General features: G+C 55.1%; 1 rRNA gene. It reads right to left on the bottom strand.

The annotated features are described in order from the left end of the window. Window positions 1-1,183: ribosomal RNA gene (locus ACYU7Z_RS16395) — 23S ribosomal RNA — on the bottom strand; the annotation flags it as partial.

Raw genomic sequence — 1,183 nt, 5'->3', positions numbered from 1 at the left:
TCTTTCGCTACTCATGCCTGCATTCTCACTCGTGTAGGCTCCACCGCTGGTTTACACCGCGACTTCACTGCCCACACGACGCTCCCCTACCACTCCAAACGCCTGAACCAACCCACAAGGGGCGGCTTGGCTAATATTTGAAATCCACAACTTCGGCGGTGTACTTGAGCCCCGCTACATTGTCGGCGCGGAATCACTTGACCAGTGAGCTATTACGCACTCTTTCAAGGATGGCTGCTTCTAAGCCAACCTCCTGGTTGTCTGAGCAACTCCACATCCTTTCCCACTTAGCACACGCTTAGGGGCCTTAGTTGGTGGTCTGGGCTGTTTCCCTCTCGACTATGAAGCTTATCCCCCACAGTCTCACTGCTGCGCTCTCACTTACCGGCATTCGGAGTTTGGCTGACGTCAGTAACCTTGTAGGGCCCATCGGCCATCCAGTAGCTCTACCTCCGGCAAGAAACACGCAACGCTGCACCTAAATGCATTTCGGGGAGAACCAGCTATCACGAAGTTTGATTGGCCTTTCACCCCTACCCACAGCTCATCCCCTCCATTTTCAACTGAAGTGGGTTCGGTCCTCCACGACGTCTTACCGTCGCTTCAACCTGGCCATGGGTAGATCACTTCGCTTCGGGTCTAGATCACGCCACTCACTCGCCCTATTCAGACTCGCTTTCGCTACGGCTTCCCCACACGGGTTAACCTCGCGACGTAACACTAACTCGCAGGCTCATTCTTCAAAAGGCACGCCATCACAGGAACAAGCCTGCTCTGACGGATTGTAGGCACACGGTTTCAGGTACTATTTCACTCCCCTCCCGGGGTACTTTTCACCTTTCCCTCACGGTACTGGTCCGCTATCGGTCATCAGGGAGTATTTAGGCTTACCAGGTGGTCCTGGCAGATTCGCACGGGATTTCTCGGGCCCCGTACTACTTGGGATACTCTCCAAGCGGCAGCACGCATTACAGCTACGGGACTCTCACCCACTCCGGTCGGGCCTTCAAACCCGTTCACCTATACGCCTGCACTCACTTCACCAGCCCGGCAGAACTGATACGGAAAGTCCCGCAACCCCAGAGATGCAACGCCCGCCGGCTATCACACACCACTGGTTTAGCCTCATCCGCGTTCGCTCGCCACTACTAACGGAATCACTATTGTTTTCTCTTCCTGTGGG

Source organism: Flaviaestuariibacter terrae, from assembly GCF_054777635.1.
The sequence above is the reverse complement of the archived record's forward strand: the minus strand, read 5'-3'. Positions and strand labels throughout refer to the sequence as shown.